Source organism: Glycomyces tenuis DSM 44171 (assembly GCF_000427885.1).
Taxonomy (GTDB): Bacteria; Actinomycetota; Actinomycetes; order Mycobacteriales; family Micromonosporaceae; genus Glycomyces; species Glycomyces tenuis.
In genome coordinates, this window is record NZ_ATYW01000008.1 from 70053 (window position 1) to 89438 (window position 19386).

Here is a 19386-nt window from a genome sequence, read left to right on the forward strand (position 1 = left end):
TAACATAGTAGAAGTGGTCGAGTCCTCGGCTGTCGACTGCGTCACCGGCGATGATGCCCGGGTGCGCGCTGCGGGCCTCGGGTTATCGGGACCCGACACGCTCTTCACCCGGAGGCCGGGGGCGCGGTCGCCACCGGTGGGCCGCTGCCCCGGAGCGGAGCGGTGTCGCCGCCATCGTCGTACCGTCAGCGCGGCTGTGGCCAGGGCAATGCTGGTCGTGCCCATGGCCAGCGTCAGCACGCCTCCGGTTCGCAGGTCGGTGGGCAGGTCGGGTCCCCAGTCACGGCCGAGGTCGCCGAACCATTCGGGGGTGATGGCCGGTTGGCCTTGCAGGAGCAGCAAGCCGAAGGCGAGGTGGCCGGCCAGGGCTATCCCCAGCAGGGCGACTCGGCTCCAGAGGGCGGGCCGGGCGCCGCGGCGGAGTATGCGGCCGAAGAAAGCGCATCCGGCCGTCAGGTAGAGGGCGACGGCGGCCAGGTGGGTGGCGTGGGATCGCAGGGAGGCTTCGTACAGCGGCGGGAGGTACATCGCATACAGCGCCGCCAGGTAGAGGACCACGACCACCGCCGGGTTCGTCAGTGCCCGGGCTGGGCCCGAAGCGGTCGCGATGTCCAGCCATTCCCGGGGGCCGCGGAGTCCGTCGTCGGTGGAGAGTTCGAGCGCGGTGCGGGCAAGCTGGACCGGCGCGGCGAGCACCAGAGCGATGGGTGCGATCGCGGCGAGGATCAGGTGGACGGTCACGTGGCCGGAGAACAGGACCGGTCCGTAGCGGGCGAGGCTGGAGCTGGTGGCGACGACGACCAGCGCCCAGCCGGCCAGCCAGGCGACAAGACGCGATGTCGGCCACGGCTCACCGCGGCGTCGGAGCCTGCGCCCCCCTGCCGCATAGAGGACAACGGCGACTGCTGCGGCGGTGATGCCCAGCGGGTCGGGGTACCAGTCGAGCAAGGCCGTACGCAGTGTCAGCGGGTCAGGCATGGCGAATCCGAGCGCTGATTCGACGAAGGACTCGCTCGGCTGGTCGCCGGGCGGTGGCGGGGTTCGGGTCAAGGTGGCCGAGAGGCCGACGACGGTGGCGAAGACGATGACCTCGACCGCCGCGAGGCGCCGGAAGGGCCGGCGGTCTCCCGATCGCAGCATTGGGAGGGTGCGGCGGCGGTGCAGCCAGCCCAGCCACGCCAGGACCACGATGAACGCGGTCTTGACGAGCATGACGCGCCCGTAGTTGTCGCCGAAGATCTCGGTGGGGGTGTTGAAGCGGACGGCGGTGTTGAACAGTCCGGTGGCGGCGACCGCGGTCAGGCAGATGGCGGCGAGGCGGCTGTAGCGGGAGGCGGCCCGCGCCAGCTGCGGTGTGGGGAGGGTGCGGGCCAGCAGGAGCGCGAGCAGACCGCCGGCCCAGAAGGCCGCCCCGTAGACGTGGAAGAGCTGGTTGTTGACCGCCTGCTGGTGGTCGCCGGCCGAGGCGGCGTGCGAGGTGAAGAGAGTCGGCAGCAGCGCGGCGGCGGCCAGGCCGGTGAGGATCGCGGCGCCGGTGACGGTGATGACTGAGCGGGCGGCGACGGCCAGGACGGCGGTCATGGCCGCGATGAGCAGCAGGGCCCGGCCCTGGTCGACGGTGGTGGTGAAGTTGACGATCGCGGGCAGTCCTGCGCCGCCGGCGAGGTCGACGGCCAGGACGTCGGCGAGGGTGATCGGGATGGCGGCCAGGGTGGTCAGGCTCCACAGGGTGGCGGTGACCCCGGCGGCGCGCAGCCAACGGTAGCCGTGGGCCGACACGATCCGGCCGCCCGAGGAGTCGCCGCCGGGGACGAGGAACGCCGCGGCCGTGAGCAGGCCGATGGTGGCGACGGCCAGGCCGTCGGTGACCACGCGGATGAGGCCGACCAGCCACACCACGGTCTGGTCGCGGGCCGGGATGCCGGTCACGGGCTGAATGTCGGCGCCGCCGCCGAGCCACAAGACCAGCCACGCTGCGGCCCCGGCGGCGGCGAGGCCGCCGAGCAGGACCGGCCAGCGCCGAGAGGAGTCTGCTGCGGGCATCGGTTCACTCCTCCTTGGGGCCGTGTGAGCGGTGTCGACTGGGGCGAATCAGGGCGGCAGCGGCGACGGCGGCGAGCACGGCCAGGATGGCGGCGGTCGGCACCCATGAGGCGGTCCCGGATTCGTCCGACTCGGCGCCTGGCTCGGTGGCGGCGGGCGCGGGCGACGGTGTGGCGGGTACGTCTGACGGCGTCGTGGCCTCGGGGACGACGATGACGGTGAAGGCGATCTCGCCTTCGACCGGGTGTCCGTCGGTGGACACGATCCGGTAGCCGATCGTGTAGTCGCCGGGCGCGGTGATGTCGGCGGTGAAGGCCACCGCACCTGCCTCCACGGTGGTTTCACCGATGTCGACAGGCTGCCCATCGGGGCCGGTGAGCGCGGTCTCGACGAAGCGTTCGTCGACGGTCTCGTTGAACTCCAGGCGGATCTGATCGGGCGGGCTCGCGAGTGACTCGCCGTCGCTCGGGGTGCTGCCGGTGAAGGCGGCGTGGGCGAAAGTGGGCGTGGCGGGCAACCAGATCGTGATGGCGGCGACCAGCGCGAGCGCCAGCGCTGCTCTCGAACCCCGTGGTGCGGCGGTTCGCAGTCGGATCAGTGCGAGCATGCCGACAATCTACTATCTGTCTTAGTATTTCTGGGAGAGCGCTCGGCCGTCGTCTGCTGCGTCACCCCGATGGGTCGGCGCGACTCCGGACGCCGCTGTCGAGGCCGAAGAGAGGACGGACATGGCCGGAACACTGGGTGCCGAGCGGCCCCGCCGCCATTGGGATGTGCGCGGAGGCGCGATGAGGCGTATGTGCGCGGGTGCGGCGGCGATGCTGCTGGTCGCGGCCGGATGCTCGGGCGGCGATCGGCCGGGGGCGGCGGCGGAGCCGACCTGGTCGGTCGCGTGCGAACAGGGTGAGGTGCCGGTGGAGCCGCTCGGCGAGCTGTCGCTGCCGTGCCTGGGCGACGGCACCGCCACCGAGGTGGGCGTCCACGAGGGCCGGCCGCTGGTGATCGTGCTGTGGGCCAGCTGGTGCCGGGTGTGCGCCGAGGAGGCGCCCGAGATCGAGGCGTTCTACCAGGCGCACGGCGACCGGATCGACGTGCTCGGCGTCGACACGGCCGATACCAGGGACCGGGGCCGGTGGTTCGCCGAGGACTACGCCCTGACCTACCCGTCGGTCTTCGACGCCGACGAGACCGTCCGCATCGCTCTCGGCGTCCCGGGCGTGCCGGCCGTCGCGTTCGTCGCCCCCGACGGGACGGTCGCCGAGCTCGTCGCCGAGCCCGGCCTCACCGCCGACAGCCTGGCCGAGACCGCTTCCGCGGCGTTCGGCATGGAGCTGCCGTGACCACTGTGGTCACTCAAGTTCGAGGTCACCGCACAGGATCCGGTCGGAGGTCATGGCGTCGGTATGCTCGCCCTCGGCGTCGAGGTGGACGACGATGGCCTTGACCCGCTCGTCGGCGATCAGGTCGCTTTGAACGGACACGGTGCCGGCCCCGTCGGTGTCAGTGGTCAGGTGCAGGTGGATCTCGTTGTCCTCGGACATGTCGGCCTCGGGGTCGGCCAGCCAGTGCTCGCCGCCGGGCGGGTCGGCCTCGCAGGAGGCGTCGTGCAGGTGGGAGGTGTAGTCGGTCTCGGGCTCCAGGCCGGTCACGGTGAACCCGACGCTGGTGGTCTCGGCGACGGTGACGATCGCCCGCCCGGCGGCGTCGGGATAGGCCTCGGCAGCGGTGGCGACGACGCCGAGCGTGGTCTCGGCGGTCTGTGCCGAGGCTACGGTCTCGACCGTCTCATCGGACGCTTCATCGTTCTCGCCGTTTGAGCAAGCAGCGGCTGTGGCCAGGACGAGGCCGGCGGCGGCCAGGATCGCTGCGGTCTTCACGGTCAGTCGTTCCCCTTACTTCTTGTGCATCAGATGGGGCTGACGCCGACGCCGACGGTGGCGCGGAGCCAATTGAGGAAGTCGCCCCAGGCGCCGGTGACGAGCATGAGGCCGACGATGATGAGCATGATCCCGCCGGCGATCGAGATGGCACGGCCGTGGCGGCGCAGGAACCCGACCGCCCGGTTGAGCTTGTGCATGCCCAGGGCGATGGCGATGAACGGGATGCCCAGGCCGAGGCAGTAGGCGATGATGAGCGCGATGCCGCGGGCGGCGCCGTCCTGGATGTAGGCGAAGCCGGTGACGGCGGCCAGGACCGGTGAGACGCAAGGGATCCAGGAGATGGCGAAGACCGCGCCGAAGACCGGCGCACCGGCCAGGCCCATCGCCGGTCGCCAACGCAGTTGGAAGCCCCGGCCCATCGGGATCGCGCCGGTGAACATGACGCCCATGGCGATCATGAGGACGCCGACGACGGTCTCGATCACCGTGCCGTTGGTCAGCAGGGACCGTCCGATGGTCTGGAGGGCGAACACGGTGAGGGTGTAGACGGCGGTGAACCCGGCGACGAACAGCAGTGCCCCGGTCAGCACCCGGCCTCTGCGGCCTCCGGCGGCGATCTCGGAGCCGGACAGTCCGGTCACGTATGAGACATACCCGGGCATCAGCGGCAGGCAGCACGGAGAGGCGAACGAGACGACCCCGGCCAGGACGGCGATGGCGATCCCCAGCGCCAGGGGCCCGGAGGTGACGATGTCGGCGAGGTTCACGTCAGTCAGGGCTCCAGGAGCTGGTTGACGTCGGCGTAGACGGTCTCGGCGTCGATCTCGCCGCGCCAGATGCTGAACACCCGGCCCTCGGGGTCGATGACGAGGGTGACCGGGAAGGTGTTGGGGGAGACGTCGTATTCGATGAACTGCATGGCGATCTCCCCGGGCGGGTCGAAGATCGACGGGTAGGGGATCCGGTGGCGCTCCTCGAAGGCTTTGGCGGCGTCCTTCTCGTCGCGGGAGTTGATGCCGAGGAAGCGGACGTCGACGTCATCGTCCGATCGCGCGTTCTGCTCTTCGTAGTGCTCGGCGGCGGCCCGCAGCTCGGGGGCTTCGGCAACGCACGGCGGGCACCACGAACCCCAGAAATTGACCACCATGATGTCCCCGGCCCATTTGGCGGTGTCGATGAAGTCGCCGTCGAGGCTTTCCCCGGTCAGGACCGGGGCCCCGGGGCGTTCTGCCGGGTCGTCCCAGCGGAGGTTGGTGCCGTCGCCGGAGGTGTAGCGGGACCGGTTGAGCTCGTTGACCCGGTTCGAATTCTCGCCGCCGTTCGAGCAGGCGGCGAGCGCGAGCAGCGGGGCGGCCGCGAGGAGGGTGCGGCGGTGCGGCATGGCGGACCACTCCTTATCTACTAAGTTGATTAGTACTATAAGGGTCCATAACGCGGGTATCGTGGCGGGAGCGCCACCTGTGACCGGCGCGATCAAGGGAGGTCGACATGCGGCAGTTCGGAGAGCTGGAGGCGGTGGTCATGGACCGCCTGTGGGCGCTGGGTCGCCCTGCCACGGTCCGCGAGGTGCTGACCGGGCTCGACCGCGACCCGGTCCCGGCCTACACCACCGTCATGACCATCATGGACAACCTGCACCGCAAGGGCGTCCTCGAGCGCCACAGCGAGGGCCGCGCCTGGGCCTACCGGCCGATCCACTCCCGCGCCGAGCACGACGCCGCGCTCATGACCGGCGTCCTCGACGCCTCGACCGACCGCGCCGCCGCCCTGCTGAAATTCGCCGATGCCATCGGCCCGGCAGAGCTGGCCCGGCTCCGCGAGCTCATGGACTCGGACGGGGCCGAGCGGTCATGACCATCGCCGCGATCCTCCTCACCTACGCCGCCGTCCTCGCCGTCTTCGGCCCTCGGCTGCTACGCGGTGCGCGCCTGCTCGAACGCGCACCCCGCCTGGGCTTGGTCGCCTGGTTCGCGATGATGGCGAGCGCGCTGCTGTCCGTCCCGGTCGCGGGCCTGGCGATGCTGATGCCCATGGGCTCGTTCGGCTCGACGGTGGCCGGCTTCCTCCACACCTGCGTGGCCGCGCTCCAGTCCCAGTACGGCCCCAGCGGCGGCCTAGCCGCCGCGGTCGCATCGGCGGCGCTGGTGGCCGTGGTCCCGGTCCTGATTACGCGCAGCGGCGTCGCGGTCGCGGTCCGGACCCGGCGAGAGCGCCGCGAGCACCGCGGCCTCCTGGCCCGCCGGGGGCGCTGGGACGAGGGCCTCGGCGCCTGGATCGTCGACCGTCCTGAAGCGGCGGCCTACTGCCTGGCCGGGCGCGGCGGCACGGTCGTCGTCACCGCCGGAGCCGTCGCGGCCACCGACGAGACCCAGCTCGCCGCCGTGCTCGCGCACGAGCGCGCCCACCTCGCCGGGCGCCACCACCTCCTGATCGCCACGGCACTGGCCCTGCACCGGGTCGCCCCGCGGCTGCCGCTGTTCGCCGACGCACCCGGCCGCATCGCGCACCTGATCGAGCGGTGCGCCGACGAGGCCGCCAGCCGAGCCCAGCCCCGACGCGCCATCGCCGCCGGCCTGCTGGCCTTCGCCGAGGCCGGTGCGGCGCCGCAGACAGCGCTGGCCGTCTCCGGGGGCGACACGGTCGAGCGCATGGAGCGGCTGCTGAGCGCACCGCCGAGAGTCGGGCGGCTCTGCGCCGGGGGCATCGTCGGCGGCTCGGCGCTGGTGGTCGTGATGCCGATCATCGTATCGGCGCTGCCGGTCCTGGCGCTGATCCAGATGGCCTGCTACCCCGCCTGACGACACGCCCGAACCTGGTTCGGTGGCATTGACCGCACCAATCTACTATGATTCTTAGTACTTAAGTTCCTAGTAGAGAGTTGGTGGTCGTGAGCGAGCTGCTGTTCTCCACCACGCTGCTCGCCGCCTTCCTCGGCGGCGTCCTGGCCTTGGCCGCACCGTGCTGCGTCTCAGTGATGCTGCCGGCCTATTTCGCCTCCACCTTCCGCCACCGGCGATCCATCCTCGGCATGACCATGGTCTTCGCCGCCGGCCTGGCCACGGTCATCCTGCCCATCGCGCTCGGCGCGACCGCCCTGTCGCGGCTGTTCATCTCCCAGCATGTGTGGGTGTACTCCATCGGCGGGGCGGCCATGATCGCCTTCGGCGCGGCGATGCTCATGGGCTGGAAGATGACGATGCCGATGCCCGGCCTGCGCTCCACCTCCGGGGGCGGGATCGGCGCGACCTACCTGCTCGGGGCGTTCTCCGGGATCGCCTCGGCCTGCTGCGCCCCCGTCCTGGCCGGGGTCGTCGCCGTCTCCGGAGCCGTCGCCTCCTTCCCGGCCGCACTCAGCGTCGGAGCCGCCTACGTCTTCGGCATGGTCGCCCCATTGACCATCCTCGCCCTGGCGTGGGACCGCCGCGACTGGGGCTCGGCCAAATGGCTGAACGAGCGCGGCCTACGCGTGGGCGGACGCAAGATCCCCCTGTGGTCGCTCCTGTCGGGGGGTCTCATGGTCGCCATGGGCATCCTGACCGTCGTCCTGGCCCTGACCGAGCGCGGCATGGCCCCCGACGGCTGGCAGGCCCGCATCGCAGCCCAACTGCGCTTCGCCGCCGCCCACGTACAACACGCGCTGAGCTCCACACTGCCGGGCATCGTCATCAGCATCGCCATCCTCGGCGCCCTCGCCTGGCTGCTGTTCAAAGCGATCCGCGGCACTCGCACCAAGACCGACATCCCTGAACCGAGCCCGACCGAACCGCATGCATGCTGCGAGGACACTCCCGCAGCGCAGAAGACGGAGCAGCCCTGATGGCCACCAAGACCACCGTCAAGTCGAAGAAGCAGGCCAAAGCCGCACAGCGCAAGGGCTGGCGGCCCTCGGCGACGCAGATCGCCGTCGCCGTCGCCGTGGCGATCGGCCTCGGCCTCCTCTTCGCCGTCTACACCGTCACCCAGAACGAGAAGCAGACCACGGCGAGCGCCGAGGGCAGCTCCGGTTACAACTTCGCCGTCGGCGACCCCGGACCCGGAGAGACCGCCCCACCGTTCACCCTCCCGGCCACCAACGGCGAGCAGGTCAGCCTGGCCGACTACGGCGGCCAGAACGTGCTGCTGTACTTCCACGAAGGCGGCGGCTGCCAGCCCTGCTGGGACCAGATCGCCGACGTCGAGGACGCCTGGGCCGACTTCGAAGCCGCCGGGATCGACGCCTTCCTGCCGGTCACCACCGACCCGATCGACCTCCACACCCAGAAGATGGCCGCCGACGGCCTGTCCACCGTCGCCGTGTCCGACACTGATCTCGCTGTTTCGGAGCAGTACGACACCAATGCCTACGGGATGATGCGAGGGACCACCAACGGCCACAGCTTCATCCTGGTCGACGGCGAGGGCACCATCGTCTGGCGCGCCGACTACGGCGGCGAACCGGACTACACCATGTACCTGCCGGTCGACGCGATCCTGACCGACCTCGAGGCCGACAGGATCGACCAGTGACCCGCATAACGCTGCTGACCCAGAGCGACTGCGGTTTCTGCGACCGGGCCAAGGAGATCCTGCACTACCTCTCGTCCGAGTTCGACTTCACCGTCACCGAGATCGACACGACCAGCGATGAGGGCCGCGAACTCGCGATCAAGCACGCCGTCTTGTTCGCGCCCGGCCTGCTCATCGACGACGAGCTGTTCAGCTACGGCCGACCGAGCGAACGGAAACTCCGCAAGACACTCGCCCAGGCCACGGCCGGAAAGGACTGACATGGAGAACCTGTTCTACCTGCTGCCCGTCGTCGGATGCGTCGCCATGATGGTCATGATGATGAAGATGATGGGCGGCGGCCACGCCAAACACGAAGGCCACCAGGGGCACGGCGAGCATTCGCAGGCCGAGATCGCCCGCCTCACCGCCGAGACCGACCAGATGCGGGCCGAACTCGACGAACTCCGCGCCCAGCGCGGGGCCCGCGACTGACCCCCGCCCCTCAACCCTTCCCACCCCTCGCTGGCGACCACCCCAGCGAGGAAACAGAGGAGGTGACCGGCGATGGACGAATGCTGCACGAACTGCGGCACCCTCAGAGAGGAGTGCTGCTGCCCATGCGGACAGGAGTAATCCTGACGTAGGTCTGCGGCTCGCGGCCTGCCGCGAGCCGCAGACCTACAAGTCGAGTCAGCGACGGCCGAGACCACCACGCGCACGGTTCACCGCCTCGGAAAACTCCCATCGCGACCTGATACGGCACGGCCTGACACCGGCCGACTTTGTTACTACAATCAGGTAGTAGGGCCGAAATCAGAGAAGCGCGCCCGGCGATCGAGCGCCACTCGACGAGGGGACCGAAATGATGATGTGGGGATGGAACGGCGCCGGCTGGGGCCTGGTGATGATGCTGTTCATGTTCGCCGTCTGGGGTGCGGTGATCTGGTTGATCGTCACCCTCGCCAGGGGAGGCCTGCGTACCTGGAGCCAGAAAGGTGCGCGCGAGGCCGAGCAGGTGCTGGCCTCCCGCTATGCCGCCGGGGAGATCGACGAGGACGAGTACCGCCAGCGCCTGAACGTGCTGCGCCAGGCGGACCGGGATACCGGCTGACAAGCGAGACACCTTTTCTACTACTGGTTTGTAGTAGTAAGGTGGCGGGTAGGAACGCCACCAGAAGGGACCTCGCCCATGGCTCGGATCAAGAACCTCGACGACCTGCGTCGGCGCTGGGACAAGCACTCGGCCGGCTACGACCGGACCATGGCCCGCTCGGAACGCCTGTTCGGCGACACCCGGCCTTGGATCGCCTCCCGAGCGCAGGGGCGGACCCTGGAGGTCGCGATCGGAACCGGCCTGAACCTCCCCCACTACCCTGAGGGCATCGAACTGGTCGGCCTCGAATTGAGCCCGGCCATGCTCGACGGCACCAAGCGGCGCGCCGCCGAACTCGGCGTCGAGGCCGACCTGCGCCTCGGCGACGCCCAGCGGCTCGGTCTTCCCGACGCCTCCTTCAACACCGTCGTGTGCACCTTCTCGCTGTGCGCCATCCCTGACGAGGCCAAAGCCGTCGACGAGATGGTGCGAGTGCTGCGTCCCGGCGGGCTGCTCCTGCTGGCCGACCATGTGGTGTCGACCTCGGCGTGGATTCGCGGACTCCAGCGCGCCGTCGATTGGTTCACCGTCCCGCTCGAAGGAGAGCACTTCCGGCGCCGCCCCATCCGGCATGTGCGCGCGGCCGGGCTCCCGATCGAGGCGCACGACCGATTCAAGAAGGGCCTGATCGAGCGCCTCGCCGCCCGCAAACCCGCAGCATCTGAGGAGGAGTGACGATGAACCCGCAGCTTCGCGTCTCCGACGCCGAACGCCGGGCGACCGTTCAGGCGCTTGAGCGGCACGCCCGTGATGGACGGCTGACCCTCGCCGAGTTCGACGAGCGCAGCGAACAAGCCTGGGCCGCACGGACCGGTGCCGATCTGGCCCGACTCACCGCCGACCTGCCCGCGCTCCACGACAATGACGACCGGTCCCGTGGACTCACCCGTCCGGCGTGGCGGCGAGTGGTGACGATCGTCCTGGCCGCCGCCGCTGGCGTCGGCCTCATCGGCGGCCTCGCGCAGGCAGCGAGCGCGATGCCGACCGGCGGCATGATGTGCCATTGAACGACGGTCACATCGGGCAGGGGCAGGCGGCGATCATCAGGCTCCAGGAGGCGGCGACCGCCGAGGCGAAGCCCAGTACCGCGATGCCGCTGAGGGTCGAACGCGGCACCGACCTCAGACCCGGCAGCAGCACCCGACCGGACTCCAACTGCCGCACCCGCGCCTCCAGCAGGCCTGTCGCGGCGAAGCCGCTGACCGCGACTTCAGCGGCTCCCGGCCCGGGGGCGGCGCGCAGCAGCGCCGACGCCAACGCGGCCCGCCCGCACCGGTCCACCGCGTAACGGTCGGCCGCCAGCTCGTGCTCGGACACGGCCCGAGACCGCAGATCCTTCGCCAGCGGCGCGAACCACAGGTGAGCGGCGGCGACCTGTACCGCCAACGCCCGCAGCGGGTCCCATCGCCGCACGTGCGACGCCTCATGAGCGAGCACAGCTCGCATTTCGGCATCCGGCAAGGCCGCGGCCATCCCGGAGCTCACCACAACACGGGGCCGCAGTGCCCCGACCGTGAACGCGAACTCCTCGGCGCGGTCGACCACCATCAGCCGAGCGATGTCCAGGTTCGTCGCCTCCGTGGCCAATCGGCCCGGCGGCTGGATCCGCCGCGACTCCAGCTCCCGGACCAGGCCATGGGTCGCCGAGGCGACTCGCGCCAACGTCCGCACCGCCAGCGCGACCGAGACGGCACCCACCACCGCCAAGGCGAGATAGGCCGCGACCTGGGACAGACGATCGGACGCGATGGAACGCGAGGAGCCGTGCATGCCCAACAGCGTCGACACGCACCACACCAGCCACAGCCCCGGGTACGTCGCGACGGTGCCGACGACCAGGATCCACAGGGGCCGGTCGCCGGTCATGACCCGTCCACCAGCTTCCGCAGCCGCTCGGCCAGCGCCTCGTCGTCGCCGACCTGGTCGACGAACGAGACCAGCGCCGCCTCCCCGTAGTCATCGAGGAGCCGACGCACGGCGATCCCGGCCTCGTCACGAGCGACCGGGCGGTACACATAGCCACGCCCGACCTTCGAACGGGCAACCACACCCCGCTCGGCCAGCCGTGAGAGCACCGTCATCACCGTCGTATACGCCAGCGCCTGCTCTCGGTCGCGGTTGAGCACCTCCAGCACCCGCCGCACTGGCAGCGGCTCCGAAGCGTCCCAGAGCACCTCCAGGACCACCGACTCCAACGGCCCGAACCGCCCGACACGATCTCCGCTTCCCATACCCTCAATCTACTACGAACCGGTCGTAGTCAGGATCGCCGGTGCGTGGCACTTGGCCGAAACCGGACGCCACGGCGGCGCTATTCGAAGTCGCCGCACGGAACCCGGTCGGAGGCCATGTGGTCGTGGGCTTCGCTCTCGGGGTCGTCGACGTGGACGACGATCGCCTTCACCCGATCGTCGGCGACCAGGTCGCTGTCGATGACCGCTGTGCCGTTGCCGTCGGCGTCGGTGGTGAAGTGCAGGTGGACCTCGTTGGACTCCGACATGCCCGCCTCAGGGTCGGCAAGCCGGTGGTCGCCGCCGGGCGGGTCGGACTCACAGGTCGCATCATGCAGGTGCGAGGTGTAGTCAGTCTCGGGCATCAGGCCCACGACTTCCGGTTCCACGATCGTCCCCTCATCGACGGCGAGGACGCCGAACCGGCGGCGTCCGGGTACATCGACTCGGCCCCGGCGATGACGGTCAGCGCGGCCTGCCGGGTCGGCGCCTCGGCGGCGGCCGTGGTCTCGGTCCCCTCGTCGGGGGAATCGCCGTCGCCGGCCGAACAGCCGGAAGCGATGAGCGCGACCGTGCTACCGGCGATGAGCGCAAAGCCCGAGGGTTCCTGTCGGTCTCGGCCGCTCATGACCGCTCACCTCCGCCGGGTGCGGCGGCGTCGATGACCAGGCACGCGGCCAGTGCTTCGGTGTTCGAGGCGGCCAGGGCGTGGGCGGCGACCACCAGGTCGGCTACGCGGGGGTCTTCGACCCTGTAGCGCAGTTTCCGCCCGTCCCGGCGGGCGACCACGTAACCGCAGTCGACCAGGCAGGACAGGTGCACTGAGACCCGCGGCTGCGAGATCCCGGCGTGGGCGACGCACTCGGCGACGGTGCGCTCGGCGCCCAGGATGAAGACCAGCAGCCCCAGCCGCGTGGGGTCGCCCAGGGCTCGGAAGAACTTCGCCACCGTGTCCAGGTGTCCGCACTCGAGCGTTCCGGTGCGGCCGGACGGGTTCGCCGTAATGCTGGTCATGGTCACTCCAAATCAATACTATTCGCCTATGCGGATAGTACGCTCGCATATTTCTATTCGCTGAAGCGAATAGTCGGGGTCCGGTTCGCGGACCCGGCCCACGAGCAGGAAGAGAAGCGACCATGAGCAGTGACATCACGGCCGACCTGGCGATCATCGGCTCCGGCAGTGCGGCGTTCGCCGCCGCCATCGCCGCCCGCAGGAAGGACCTGACGGTGGTGATGATCGAGTCCGGCACCGTCGGCGGGACCTGCGTCAATGTCGGCTGCGTGCCCTCCAAGGCCCTGCTGGCCACCGCGAGCGCCCGCCAGAGCGCGGCCGACTCCCGGTTCCCCGGCGCGGCCACCGACGCCGCGCCCGTCGACTGGGCCGCCGTCCGCGCCGCCAAGGACGACCTGGTCGCGACCATGCGCGAGGAGAAGTACACCGACCTGGCCGCCGAATACGACTGGGAAATCCTGCACGGGACAGCCCGGTTCACCGGAACACATGAGGCCCCGGCGGTCGAGGTCGACCTCGCAGGCGGCGGGACGCAGACGGTCGAGGCTGCGCACTACCTGGTCGCCACTGGGGCGAGTCCTTGGGCCCCACCGATCCCCGGCCTGGCCGAGACCCCGTACCTGACCTCCACCACCGCGATGGACCTCGAGGCGCTGCCGGAGTCGATGATCGTCATCGGCGGCAACGCCATCGGCCTCGAGCAGGGCCAGATGTTCGCCCGCCTCGGCGTCCAGGTCACCGTCATCGAAGCGCTCGACCGCCTCGCCCCCTTCGAAGAGCCCGAACTATCCGAGGTCATCACGGAGGCGTTCGCGGCCGAGGGCATAGGCGTGGTCACCGGTGCCTCGATCACCTGCGCCAAGTTCGAAGGCGACGCCTTCGCCGTGGCCTTCACCGACGTTGACGGCACCGATCGCAAGCTCGACACCGGGCAGCTGCTCGTGGCGACCGGCCGCCGACCCAACACCGACGGGCTCGGCTTGGACAAGGTCGGCGTCGCACTCGCCGAACGCGGCGCGGTGGCCGTCGATGCTTCTTTGCGCACTGAGAACCCGCGGGTCTGGGCGGCCGGGGATGTGACCGGGTACCCCCAGTTCGTCTACAACGCCGCCAGCGGCGGCACCATGGTCGTCGCCAACGCCTTCGACGAGGCGGGCAAGGAGGTCGACTACACCCGTTTGCCGCGGGTCACCTTCACCTCCCCGGCCCTCGCCTCGGTCGGACTCACCGACGCCCAAGCAGTCGAAGCAGGGTTCGAGTGCGACTGCCGGACCCTGCCGATGTCGGCCGTGCCCCGTGCGATCGTCAACCGCGACACCACCGGGGCGGTGAAGCTCGTCGCCGACGGCGAGACCGGTCGGCTGCTCGGTGTCCACATTGCCGCCGAGGCCGCCGGGGACATGATCCTCGCAGGAATCTACGCCCTCCGAGCGGGCATGACCATTGAGGACATGACCGACGAATGGAACCCCTACCTCACCGAGGCCGAGGCGATCAAGCTCGCCGCCCAGACCTTTACCACCGACGTCGCCAAGCTCTCCTGCTGTGCCGCCTGATTGGAGAGGATTGCACTATGTCCGGGTGATTCAGGCTCAGCGCCCCACGTCCCGACCGCACCGAGGGCCGGACCGCCGGGGCGATGACCGTCGGCGAACTCTCCCAGCGGCACCGGTGTGCCGATCAAGTCCTTGCGCCACTACGCCGGCACCGGGCTCGTCTACACCCTCGGCCGCAGCACTGGCGGCTACCGACTGTTCGACGAGGATGCACTGTGGTGCCTGCGCTGGATCGCGACCCGGCGCGGGCTCGGGTTGACGATCGCGGAGATCCGCGAGATCGCCCGGACTCACGAACGCGGCCCGATCAGCCCGCGCCTGGCCGAGCGCCTGGCCGCCGTCCGCGAGCGCACCGCCGAGCGCATCGCTCTCATCGATCACGGCCGCCTGATCGCCGAGGGCACCCCCACCGAGGAGGATACCCGAACGGTGACCGCCGATACGCCAGACGACGAATCAGACGACCGCGAGCCGCTCGCCCCAGAGGAACTCACGGCGAAACCAGCCGGGGCGAACATTCGGGCCCCGCTGACGCGCAAGAGCGGGCATGCCGCAGCGGCCTCTCTGGTCCTCACCGGCCGCAATTTGCGGCGCCTGGTTCGCGTTCCGACCCTGGTCGCCTTCACCACGATTCAGCCGGTGCTGTTCGTCGTGTTGTTCACCTCGGTCTTCGACGGCGCGACCGACCGTGACACACAGGCACAACTCCCCGCTCCTGCTCGGCTGCGCCATCATAGTGCTCGCAATTGTCTCGTTCATCGACGACAGGTGGGGTCAGCCGAGGGATCTGGCTCAGGTTTGATTTGCGCCGTGAGGCGCTGTTGGTTCGTGTGGAGGTGAGAGACCACCACCTCTGGCCTGTCGTAGCAGGTCAGTGAAGCTGGGGGCAGCCTGACCCGGGTGATGCCGGGAAGGGTGGGAGCAGCCCTGACAAAGCCGGGACGTGCCCAGTACTGCCAGATGGAGCGGTTCCGGCAAGCGAGATGGAAAGGAGTACGTGAGGAACCGACGTTGTACGTCTCTCAATGGGACACCGGCTCGAACCTGGTAGATCAGGGTCGGAAGCGGCGCGCAGCCACCGCCAGGCGGTGGTGAACTCCTTGACCGGTTTATCGAAGCTGGTCGGGAGGCTGTGGGAAAGGGCTACGGCGCACCCGCAGCGAGGCCGCAGGGACACAGTCGGGCTCCTCCTCCATCGAGCGAACCACAGTGAACACGGGAACCGCCTCAGATCTCGCCCTCCCGGTCCCCCCAGGACTGGGCTCGGGCCAGGCGCATCGACCGCCGATGATCTGGGGCGGGGCGGAGCCGCCGTAGTTCTCCGAGGCCGGGAAAGCCGGTCACATCTCGCCTCGCTCGCCACCGCCTTCGGACTGTTCGACCTCGACTTCTGGTGGGAACTGGGCGCGCTGGTCTCGATCATGCTGCTCGGCCACTGGCAGGAGATGAAGGCCATCGGACAAGCGCAGGGCGCGCTCGCGGCCCTGGCCGCCATGCTGCCCGACGAAGCCGAGCGCATCGGTGCCGACGGCCGGGCCACCCCCGTCCCCGTCGCCGAGCTGACCGTCGGCGACCTCGTCCTGGTCCGCTCCGGCTCGCGCGTCCCCGCCGACGGCGCGATCGTCGAAGGCGAGGCCGAAGTCGACGAATCCATGATCACCGGCGAATCCCGCCCCGTCGCCAAAGGCCCCGGCGAGCGCGTCGTGGCCGGGACCGTCGCCACCGACTCGGCCATCCGGGTGCGCATCGACGCGGTCGGCGACGACACCGCGCTGGCCGGCATCCAGCGCCTGGTGTCGCAGGCACAGGCGTCCCGCGGGCGCGGCCAGGTCCTGGCCGACCGGTTCGCGGCCGCCCTGTTCTACGTGGCGATGGGCGTCGCCGCCGTCACCTTCGCCGTCTGGTCGCTCGTCGGCGACGTCTCCTCGGGCGTGGTCAGGACCGTCACGGTCCTCGTCATCGCCTGCCCGCACGCCCTCGGCCTGGCGATCCCGCTGGTCATCGCGATCACCACGGCCGTCTCGGCCAAATCCGGGATCCTCATCAAGGACCGGCTCGCGATCGAGCGGATGCGCACCGTCGACGCCGTCCTGTTCGACAAGACCGGCACCCTCACCAAGGGCGAGCACACCGTCAACGGCGTGGCAGGAGCAGGCGGCGTCGACGCCGACGAGGTCCTGCACCTGGCCGCCGCGGTCGAGTCCGACTCCGAGCACCCGCTCGCGCGGGCGATCGTCGCCCACCACGGCCACGTCCACGGCGGCGGCGCCTCGGCGAGCGACTTCCGGTCGCGCACCGGCAAAGGCGTCGAGGCCACCGTGGACGGCCGCCGCCTGGCCGTCGGCGGTCCCGCGCTGCTGCGGGAGATCGGCATCGAAGCGCCATCGGCACTGGCCGGCGACATCGACCGGTGGTCGCGGCGCGGCGCGACCGTCCTGTACCTGGTCGAGACCGGCGCGGCTTCGAGAACGCTCGGGGCCCTCGCCCTGGAGGACGAGGTCCGTCCGGAGGCGAAGCAGGCCATCGCCGATCTTCGCGCTCAAGGCATCGGCACGATCGCGATGATCACCGGCGACGCGCGCGCCGTCGCCGAGGCCGTCGCCGCCGACCTCGGCTTCGTGGAGGGCCGCGACGAGGTGTTCGCGGAGGTGCTGCCCGCCGACAAGGACCAGGCGGTGGCCGACCTCCAGGCGCGGGGCCTGACCGTGGCGATGATCGGCGACGGCGTCAACGACGCGCCGGCGCTCGCCAGGGCCGACGTGGGCATCGCGATCGGTGCGGGCACCGACGTGGCGATCGAGTCGGCTGGCGTGGTGCTGGCCTCCTCGGACCCGCGCGGGGTGACCGGCGTGATCCGGCTGTCGAAGGCGAGCTACCGCAAGATGGTCGAGAACCTCGCCTGGGCCGCGGGCTACAACGTCGTCGCGATTCCGCTCGCGGCGGGCGTGCTGGCCTGGGCCGGGTTCACGTTGAGTCCGGCCGTGGGCGCGGTGCTCATGTCGGCGTCGACGATCGTCGTGGCGCTCAACGCGCAGCTGCTGCGCCGGGTCAAGCTGACACCGGAGTCATGAAAGAAGAAGGGTCGCGGACCGCAATGGTCTGCGGCCCTTGTCGAGGCGAAGGCTCTGGCTTGATTTTCATGCGTCTACGCTGGTGGGCAGGTGCGTTCATCAGCAGCGGAGTTAAAGATCGTAGCCTGCTATGGGCGTCACGCTCCTCGCGCGACTGCGCCAGCAGGTAGGTACAGAAAGAACCGGCCAGCCGCATGGCGCCGTACACCGTTAATCGATCTGTGCCATATGCCTTCCCCGGTGGATCAGAACTACTATCTATGATAGTAAATTACGGGCGTGAAAAATCCTCGATCGAATCGAGCACCCGTGAGGACCCCCACCTTGACGTACACCGCGAACACCGTTGAGCTGCGCCGTTCCAAACGGCTCCTTTCTTTCCCCGTCATCGCCACCGCCGTCGTGCTGTTCCTGGTCGCTCCTGCTTCACAGCGTGCGTCGCTCGCGCAGGAGGAGGGTGCCTCCGCAGGCCTGAGTCAGGCGATCGAGGACTACCTGAACGCCCAGGACGAGTTGGCTGCGCTGGAGCAGGAGCAGCAGGACCTGGAAGCTGAACTGGCCGACTCCGAAGCCGAGGTCGCGCAGCTCAACGCAGATCTCGACGAATACGCCTACATCGCGTACACCACCTCCGACTTCCAATCGACCGCCGCGCTCATGGCCTCGGGCAACCCCTCGGACGCGCTCAACGCGATGACCATGCTCGAGTTTCTCGGCGAATCGCGTGCCGTCAGGCTCAATGAGCTCACCACACGCCTGGCCGAAATCGAGGCGACGCAGCAGACCCTCGATGACAACATCATCGAGCAGGAGGATCTCGCCGAGGAGATGGAGGCCGCCCGTGACGAGGCCGCTCGCGAACTGGCCGGCGCCGGCGGCGATAGTGCCACCGGCCCCTCCCCCGGCGACTTCCCCGACCCCGAGGACGCGCCGCGCAACGGCGACGGGTCGCTCCCTTACGAGGGCTGCACCGAGAACGACCCCACCACCGGCGGCTGCCTCACCCCGCGCACCCTCCACGCTTTGGAACAGACCCAGCTCGCCGGTTTCACCCGCTACACCAAGTGCTACCGCAACGGCACCTGGGGTGAGCATCCCAAGGGCCGTGCCTGCGACCTCTCCTCCGAGCCCGGCGGTTTCGGCGGCGATGCCTACGGCGAGGACAAGGCCTACGGCGACAACCTGGCCGCCTGGTACGTCGAGAACGCCGGCGAACTGGGGGTGCAGTACGTCATCTGGTACCGCCAAATCTGGATGCCTTCCACAGGTTGGAAGTCCTACAACCTCGGAGGAGGCGATCCCTCGTCCGACCACACCAACCACGTGCATCTCAGCATCCGTTGACCGAATCGAGACTGCCTGAATGGACCGCACCGCCTCCGAGGCCACGAACCCTGTGCTGCCACAGCACGGTCCTCAAGAACACAGTAGTACCGGCGTGAACGGCGTCGTCGTGGCCACTGTGGGTGGTCCGGGAGTTCGAGGACGGAAGTCTCGTATCCGGCGGGCGATTCGAGCGATGGCGCGAATCGCTCTTGTTGCGACGCTGACAGTGGGCGTCGTCGCGATGCACAGCTTTGGACACACCGGTCACGGCGATCAAGGGCATATCCAGGTCCTTGAAATGACACACGCCATGGCCGACCACGGAGCAGGCGCCGCCATGGCTCCGGTCGCCGATGAGGACGAGCCCTTCTCGGCTCTCGCGCTCCTGGGCTTCACGGTCTGCATCGCGGTCCTGGCCCGCCTCGCCTTCGAGTTCCTCCGCTCCCGAGCCTGGTCACATTTGCGCGGTCGGCTCCTAGAACGCACAAGTCCGTCGCCCCGCAGCCCCTGCCCCCAGCAGCTCAGGCATCCACCTCCCCGGCTCACGCTCACCGGTCTCCTGCTCAATCGGATCGCGGTACTGCGGATCTAAATTCGGCCCCCACGGGGCTAAGTGCCGATCTC

General features: G+C 69.6%; 23 protein-coding genes and 2 pseudogenes. 15 read left to right on the forward strand and 10 right to left on the reverse strand.

Annotation, left to right across the window (positions count from 1 at the left end):
• Positions 1 to 180: 180 nt before the first annotated feature.
• Together YWW_RS37320 and YWW_RS0110570 are read right to left on the reverse strand one after the other, a co-directional pair.
• A pseudogene (locus tag YWW_RS37320) lies at positions 181 to 2043 on the reverse strand (bifunctional copper resistance protein CopD/cytochrome c oxidase assembly protein); the annotation flags it as partial.
• Between the two features lie 4 nt (positions 2044 to 2047).
• Positions 2048 to 2650, reverse strand: a complete 603-nt coding sequence (locus YWW_RS0110570) for a copper resistance CopC family protein (protein ID WP_026930098.1) — start codon at positions 2648 to 2650, stop codon at positions 2048 to 2050.
• 181 nt (positions 2651 to 2831) lie between these two features.
• On the opposite strand from YWW_RS0110570, the gene YWW_RS33980 reads away from it, so the two are divergent.
• Positions 2832 to 3383, forward strand: a complete 552-nt coding sequence (locus tag YWW_RS33980; protein WP_162145934.1) for a TlpA family protein disulfide reductase — start codon at positions 2832 to 2834, stop codon at positions 3381 to 3383.
• 9 nt (positions 3384 to 3392) lie between these two features.
• On the opposite strand, the gene YWW_RS33985 is transcribed toward YWW_RS33980, so the two are convergent.
• From YWW_RS33985 to YWW_RS29615, 3 genes are read right to left on the reverse strand one after another with little or no spacing between them, the layout of a single operon-like run.
• Positions 3393 to 3920 (reverse strand): hypothetical protein, encoded by a 528-nt coding sequence (locus YWW_RS33985; RefSeq protein WP_026930099.1) that lies wholly within the window; start codon positions 3918 to 3920, stop codon positions 3393 to 3395.
• 29 nt (positions 3921 to 3949) lie between these two features.
• Entirely contained in the window at positions 3950 to 4690 is a 741-nt protein-coding gene (locus YWW_RS0110585; protein ID WP_035699106.1) for a cytochrome c biogenesis CcdA family protein, read from the reverse strand.
• A gap of 5 nt (positions 4691 to 4695) precedes the next feature.
• Positions 4696 to 5304 carry a TlpA family protein disulfide reductase gene (locus YWW_RS29615; protein ID WP_051325641.1) on the reverse strand — a complete coding sequence of 203 codons (609 nt, stop codon included), beginning with the start codon at positions 5302 to 5304 and terminating at the stop codon, positions 4696 to 4698.
• 107 nt (positions 5305 to 5411) lie between these two features.
• On the opposite strand from YWW_RS29615, the gene YWW_RS0110595 reads away from it, so the two are divergent.
• The 9 genes from YWW_RS0110595 to YWW_RS29625 all read left to right on the forward strand — a co-directional run bounded on the left by YWW_RS0110595 (position 5412) and on the right by YWW_RS29625 (position 10571).
• The gene (locus YWW_RS0110595; protein ID WP_026930101.1) at positions 5412 to 5777 is read left to right on the forward strand and encodes a BlaI/MecI/CopY family transcriptional regulator; all 366 of its coding nucleotides are present in this window, start codon (positions 5412 to 5414) and stop codon (positions 5775 to 5777) included.
• Complete coding sequence (locus YWW_RS0110600; protein WP_026930102.1) at positions 5774 to 6721, forward strand: M56 family metallopeptidase; 948 nt, start codon at positions 5774 to 5776, stop codon at positions 6719 to 6721. The genes YWW_RS0110595 and YWW_RS0110600 overlap by 4 nt, the downstream gene beginning before the upstream one ends.
• A gap of 89 nt (positions 6722 to 6810) precedes the next feature.
• Positions 6811 to 7740, forward strand: coding sequence for a cytochrome c biogenesis CcdA family protein (locus tag YWW_RS29620; RefSeq protein WP_051325686.1), 930 nt, complete (start codon positions 6811 to 6813; stop codon positions 7738 to 7740).
• Entirely contained in the window at positions 7740 to 8429 is a 690-nt protein-coding gene (locus YWW_RS0110610) for a peroxiredoxin family protein (RefSeq protein WP_035699104.1), read from the forward strand. The genes YWW_RS29620 and YWW_RS0110610 overlap by 1 nt, the downstream gene beginning before the upstream one ends.
• Positions 8426 to 8689, forward strand: a complete 264-nt coding sequence (locus tag YWW_RS0110615) for a glutaredoxin family protein (RefSeq protein ID WP_026930104.1) — start codon at positions 8426 to 8428, stop codon at positions 8687 to 8689. The genes YWW_RS0110610 and YWW_RS0110615 overlap by 4 nt, the downstream gene beginning before the upstream one ends.
• Position 8690: 1 nt before the next feature.
• Positions 8691 to 8903, forward strand: coding sequence for a hypothetical protein (locus YWW_RS0110620; protein ID WP_026930105.1), 213 nt, complete (start codon positions 8691 to 8693; stop codon positions 8901 to 8903).
• 370 nt (positions 8904 to 9273) lie between these two features.
• Positions 9274 to 9522, forward strand: coding sequence for an SHOCT domain-containing protein (locus tag YWW_RS0110625; RefSeq protein WP_026930106.1), 249 nt, complete (start codon positions 9274 to 9276; stop codon positions 9520 to 9522).
• A 78-nt stretch (positions 9523 to 9600) separates the two neighbouring features.
• Positions 9601 to 10239 carry a class I SAM-dependent methyltransferase gene (locus YWW_RS0110630; protein WP_026930107.1) on the forward strand — a complete coding sequence of 213 codons (639 nt, stop codon included), beginning with the start codon at positions 9601 to 9603 and terminating at the stop codon, positions 10237 to 10239.
• A gap of 2 nt (positions 10240 to 10241) precedes the next feature.
• A complete protein-coding gene (locus YWW_RS29625; RefSeq protein WP_051325642.1) occupies positions 10242 to 10571 on the forward strand; it encodes a DUF1707 SHOCT-like domain-containing protein in 330 nt (109 codons plus the stop codon).
• Between the two features lie 7 nt (positions 10572 to 10578).
• On the opposite strand, the gene YWW_RS0110640 is transcribed toward YWW_RS29625, so the two are convergent.
• From YWW_RS0110640 to YWW_RS0110660, 5 genes are all read right to left on the reverse strand, one after another.
• Positions 10579 to 11430 (reverse strand): M56 family metallopeptidase, encoded by an 852-nt coding sequence (locus YWW_RS0110640; RefSeq protein WP_026930108.1) that lies wholly within the window; start codon positions 11428 to 11430, stop codon positions 10579 to 10581.
• The gene (locus tag YWW_RS0110645) at positions 11427 to 11795 is read right to left on the reverse strand and encodes a BlaI/MecI/CopY family transcriptional regulator (protein WP_026930109.1); all 369 of its coding nucleotides are present in this window, start codon (positions 11793 to 11795) and stop codon (positions 11427 to 11429) included. Before YWW_RS0110645 ends, YWW_RS0110640 begins: the two co-directional genes overlap by 4 nt.
• A gap of 80 nt (positions 11796 to 11875) precedes the next feature.
• A complete protein-coding gene (locus YWW_RS0110650; RefSeq protein ID WP_155830102.1) occupies positions 11876 to 12184 on the reverse strand; it encodes a hypothetical protein in 309 nt (102 codons plus the stop codon).
• Positions 12160 to 12423 (reverse strand): hypothetical protein, encoded by a 264-nt coding sequence (locus YWW_RS0110655; RefSeq protein WP_026930111.1) that lies wholly within the window; start codon positions 12421 to 12423, stop codon positions 12160 to 12162. The genes YWW_RS0110650 and YWW_RS0110655 overlap by 25 nt, the downstream gene beginning before the upstream one ends.
• Positions 12420 to 12809: an ArsR/SmtB family transcription factor gene (locus tag YWW_RS0110660; RefSeq protein ID WP_051325643.1), complete on the reverse strand. Its 390-nt coding sequence runs from the start codon at positions 12807 to 12809 to the stop codon at positions 12420 to 12422. Before YWW_RS0110660 ends, YWW_RS0110655 begins: the two co-directional genes overlap by 4 nt.
• A 122-nt stretch (positions 12810 to 12931) precedes the next feature.
• On the opposite strand from YWW_RS0110660, the gene merA reads away from it, so the two are divergent.
• The 5 genes and pseudogenes from merA (at position 12932) to YWW_RS0110685 (ending at position 19354) form a co-directional block, all read left to right on the forward strand.
• A complete protein-coding gene (gene merA, locus YWW_RS0110665) occupies positions 12932 to 14365 on the forward strand; it encodes a mercury(II) reductase (RefSeq protein WP_026930113.1) in 1434 nt (477 codons plus the stop codon).
• 117 nt (positions 14366 to 14482) lie between these two features.
• Positions 14483 to 15205: a MerR family transcriptional regulator gene (locus tag YWW_RS36875; RefSeq protein WP_051325644.1), complete on the forward strand. Its 723-nt coding sequence runs from the start codon at positions 14483 to 14485 to the stop codon at positions 15203 to 15205.
• A 500-nt stretch (positions 15206 to 15705) separates the two neighbouring features.
• Positions 15706 to 17436, forward strand: a pseudogene (locus YWW_RS29635) (heavy metal translocating P-type ATPase); the annotation flags it as partial.
• Positions 17437 to 17760: 324 nt separating this feature from the next.
• Entirely contained in the window at positions 17761 to 18780 is a 1020-nt protein-coding gene (locus YWW_RS0110680; protein ID WP_026930114.1) for a coiled-coil domain-containing protein, read from the forward strand.
• A gap of 292 nt (positions 18781 to 19072) precedes the next feature.
• Positions 19073 to 19354, forward strand: coding sequence for a hypothetical protein (locus tag YWW_RS0110685; protein ID WP_155830104.1), 282 nt, complete (start codon positions 19073 to 19075; stop codon positions 19352 to 19354).
• The last annotated feature ends 32 nt before the right edge of the window (positions 19355 to 19386 follow it).